General features: G+C 68.6%; 3 protein-coding genes and 1 pseudogene. All 4 read left to right on the forward strand.

Annotation, left to right across the window (positions count from 1 at the left end; genetic code table 11):
• Window positions 1–12: 12 nt before the first annotated feature.
• Window positions 13–354 (forward strand): annotated as a pseudogene (locus tag ACCC94_RS28550) (TSUP family transporter); the annotation flags it as partial.
• Window positions 351–2,144 carry an N-acyl-D-amino-acid deacylase family protein gene (locus tag ACCC94_RS28555; protein WP_413352958.1) on the forward strand — a complete coding sequence of 598 codons (1,794 nt, stop codon included), beginning with the start codon at window positions 351–353 and terminating at the stop codon, window positions 2,142–2,144. The pseudogene ACCC94_RS28550 and the gene ACCC94_RS28555, both read left to right, overlap by 4 nt.
• Before the next feature lie 261 nt (window positions 2,145–2,405).
• A complete protein-coding gene (locus ACCC94_RS28560) occupies window positions 2,406–2,546 on the forward strand; it encodes a hypothetical protein (RefSeq protein WP_167523196.1) in 141 nt (46 codons plus the stop codon).
• 122 nt (window positions 2,547–2,668) lie between these two features.
• On the forward strand, window positions 2,669–3,734 hold a 1,066-nt coding region (locus ACCC94_RS28565; RefSeq protein WP_413352959.1), incomplete at its 3' end, for an MFS transporter.

Here is a 3,734-nt window from a genome sequence, read left to right on the forward strand (position 1 = left end):
TTATACTAGACAGCCACCGGCGCCGCCGGGGTCTGCCATGGCCTGTTCGCTTCCGGCGGGCCGCTGCTGGTCTACGCGCTGGCGACCCGCCCGCTGGACAAGACGCGTCTGCGCGCCACCCTGGTCTGCGTCTGGTTCACCCTCAACGGGCTGCTGACCCTGGCCTTCCTCCTCGACGGCCGCCTGCGCCCGGCACTGCCCCAGGTGCTCGCCTACGCGCCCCTGCTGCTGGTCGGCGTGTGGCTGGGCGAACGCCTGCACCATCGTTTCGAGGAACACCACTTCCGCCTTGCCATCCACTGCCTGCTGCTGGCCAGCGGCGTCCTGCTGCTGTCGCCCTGGAGCCTCCTGTGAGCTACGACATCATCATCAAGAACGGCCTGTACTTCGACGGCAGCGACGCCTCCGGCAGCCTGCGCCACGTCGGCATCAAGGACGGCCGCATCGACACCCTGAGCGTCAGCCCGCTGGACGAGAGCGGCTGCGCGCAGGTCATCGACGCCGCCGGCAAATGGGTCACCCCCGGCTTCCTGGAAATCCACTCGCACTACGACGCCGAGGCCATCGCCGCGCCAGCGTTGAAGGAATCGGTGCGACACGGCGTAACCACCGTGTCGGTCGGCTCCTGCTCCATCAGCATGGTGCTGGGCGAGGCCGAGGATTGCTCGGACCTGTTCACCCGCGTCGAAGCCGTGCCGCGCGAGCAGGTATTGCCGATCCTGCGCGACAAGCGCACCTGGAAGGACGCCAAGGGCTACCGCGCCTTCTACGATCAGCAGCCGCTGGGGCCGAACCTCTGCTCCTTCCTCGGCCACTCCGAATTGCGCGTCACGGTGATGGGCCTGGAGCGCGCCATCAGCGGCGCCAAGCCCACCGAAGCGGAGCTTTCGCGCATGGAAGAACTGCTGGAGCAGGCGCTGGATGCCGGCTGCTTCGGCCTCTCGGTGATGACCACACGGCTGGACAAGATGGACGGCGACCGCGCCTGGTCCAGCCCGTTGCCCTCGACGTTCGCCAGCTGGAAGGAATTCTCCCGGCTGTTCGCCGTGCTGCGCCGGCGCAACGCGCTGATGCAGGGCGCGCCCAACGCAGTCACCAAGATCAACGTGTTCGCCTTCCTCTACCAGGCCCACGGCTGGTTCCGCCGCCCGCTCAAGTGCTCGATGCTCACCGCGCTGGACTTGAAATCCCAGCCGTTCATGCACCGCATCACCCGCGCCTCCGGCTGGGTCGCCAACCGCCTGCTGCGCGGCAGCTACCGCTGGCAGACCCTGCCCGCGCCCTTCGTGGTGCGCATCGAGGGGCTGAACATGAACGGCTTCGAGGAGTTCGGCGCCGGCGAGGTGCTCCGCGACATCAAGGACCCGGAAGAGCTCTACACGCGTATCCAGGACCCGGCCTTCCGCGAGCGCTTCAAGAAGGACATCAAGGCCACCCTCAGCCTCGGCCTGTGGCACCGCAACCTGTCGGACTGCTGGGTGCGCGAATGCCCGGACGCAGCGCTGGTCGGGCGCAACTTCGAGGACATCGGCCGAGAGCGCGGGCTGGACCCGGTGGACGCCTTCTTCGAACTGGCCGGCCAGTACCGCAACGACCTCAAGTGGACCACCTGCTACGGCAACCACCGCCCGCAGATCATGGCCAAGCTGCTGACCAGCCCCTGGACCCAGCCGGGCTTCGCCGACTCCGGCGCGCACCTGGCGTCGCACGCGCAGTACAACTTCCCGCTGCGCTTCCTCAAGTACGTGCGGGATGCCGAGCTGGCGGGCCAGGCGTTCATGGACACCGGCCGCGCGGTGCATCGGCTGACCGGCGAGCTGGCGGACTTCGCCGGGATCGATGCCGGCTATATCCGCGTCGGCGACCGTGCCGACCTGGTGGTGGTGAACCCGGCCGGCCTGACCGATGAGCTGGATGACGTCTGCGAAGCGCCGATGGAAGTGATCGGCCTGACCCGGCTGGTGAAGCGCAACGACGCTGCGGTGGAGGCCACGCTGATCAACGGGCGGGTGGCTTATCGGCGCGACGGGGGTTTCCCGGAAGCGTTGGGCAAGGAGCGCGGCTTCGGCCGGTTCCTGCCGGGACGGGATGTGCTGAGCCGGCCGCAGGAGGTGGCTGATGGGACACCGGCATTCGGTCGGTAGTTTCCGCGTTTGCGGCGGTTCGCGAGCAAGCTCGCTCCTACGAAGAGCAGGGCTCCCTGTAGGAGCGAGCTTGCTCGCGAACCCGCTTGACGCCGGCCTTGCCGGCGATTGATGGGTATCGCTGCGCTCCACGCCATCCTACGTAGAAGTCCACGGGATTCGATGCACAGGCAGCCCCACCGCGCGGCTGGCCGAGATTGACGCCTTGCCGCGCACTCACTAGAGTGCGCCGTTTCCGCCATTCCCCGTAATACCTGCACCATGACCCCGTTCTACCGCTTCGCCGATCCGTCCCTCGCCCTGCTGCGAGAGCCCCCGCGCGTACGCAAGATCGATACCGTGCTGCGCCGTCGCCGCAGCGTGCTGTTCGCCTTCACCTTCTCCCCGCCCGCCGGCTGCTGAGCCGGACGCCGCGCGCTCGCGCCGGCATTTCCGCATTCCGATTGCGCCCACCGGCAAGCACCGGCGGGCTCGTATGCATTTGCACGCCCGCCGCTGGAGCGCCCGGGCAAGAGAAGGTTTCCATGAATCCCCCAAGCATCCTCAACAAGCCGCTTCTCGCGGTGCTGCTGTTCGCCGTCTCCATCGTCGGCCTGAGCCTGGGCGCGACCTTGCCGCTGGTGGCGCTGCGCCTGCTGGACAACGGCGCCAGTGCGTTGCAGATCGGCATCCTCTCGGCGGTGCCGGCGGCCGGCATGATCCTCGCCGCCACCCTGGTGGACCGCGCCTGCCAGCTGATGAGCCGGCGCCGCCTGTACCTGCTGTGCTTCGTGCTGTGCACCGCGAGCACCGCGGCCATCGAGTTCAGCAGCCATTCGCTCTGGCTGCTGGCTCTCGCGCGGCTGGCGCTGGGCGTCGGCATGGGCATCGCAATCATCCTCGGCGAGGCCTGGGTGAACGAGCTGTGCGGCGAGAACAATCGCGGCACCATCGTCGCCCTCTATGCCACCAGCTTCACCGCCTTCCAGTTGCTCGGCCCGACCCTGGTCGCGCTGCTCGGCGCGCAGACGCCGTGGGTGGTGCTGCTGGTCAGCGTCGGGCACCTGATTGCCCTGGCCACCGTAGCCATCGCCATGCCCGAGGAAGGCCTCCACGAACACGTCGAGGAGCCGCGCAGCTTCTCCCTGGCCGGCTTCCTGCGGGTGGCGCCGGCGCTGTGCATGGGCGTACTGTTCTTCTCCTTCTTCGACAGCGTGGTGCTGTCGCTCTTCCCGGTCTACGCCTCCAGCCACGGCTACGCGGTAGGGATTGCCGCGTTCATGGCGACGGTGATCCTGCTCGGCGACATGCTCTGCCAGCTGCCGCTGGGCTGGCTCTCCGACCGCCTCGACCGGCCCACCCTGCACTTCGCCTGCGGTGTCGCGGCGATGCTGATCGGTCTCGCCCTGCCCTGGCTGATCAGTCAGCCGGGGCTGCTGTGGCCGGCGCTGATGCTGCTCGGCGCGGTGGCTGGCGGCGTCTACACCCTGGCGCTGGTGCTGATCGGCCAGCGCTTCCGCGGCCGCGACCTGGTCACCGCCAACGCCGCCGCCGGCATGCTCTGGGGCGGCGGCAGCCCTGTCGCGTATACCCATCGCCGCGCCCCCGAGC

This window comes from Pseudomonas sp. Pseusp97 (assembly GCF_047304025.1).
Lineage (GTDB): Bacteria > Pseudomonadota > Gammaproteobacteria > Pseudomonadales > Pseudomonadaceae > Pseudomonas.

Coding starts and splice junctions, on each gene's coding strand:
- ACCC94_RS28560 (WP_167523196.1), top strand. CDS start 2,406: ATGACCCCGTTCTACCGCTTCGCCGATCCGTCCCTCGCCCTGCTGCGA.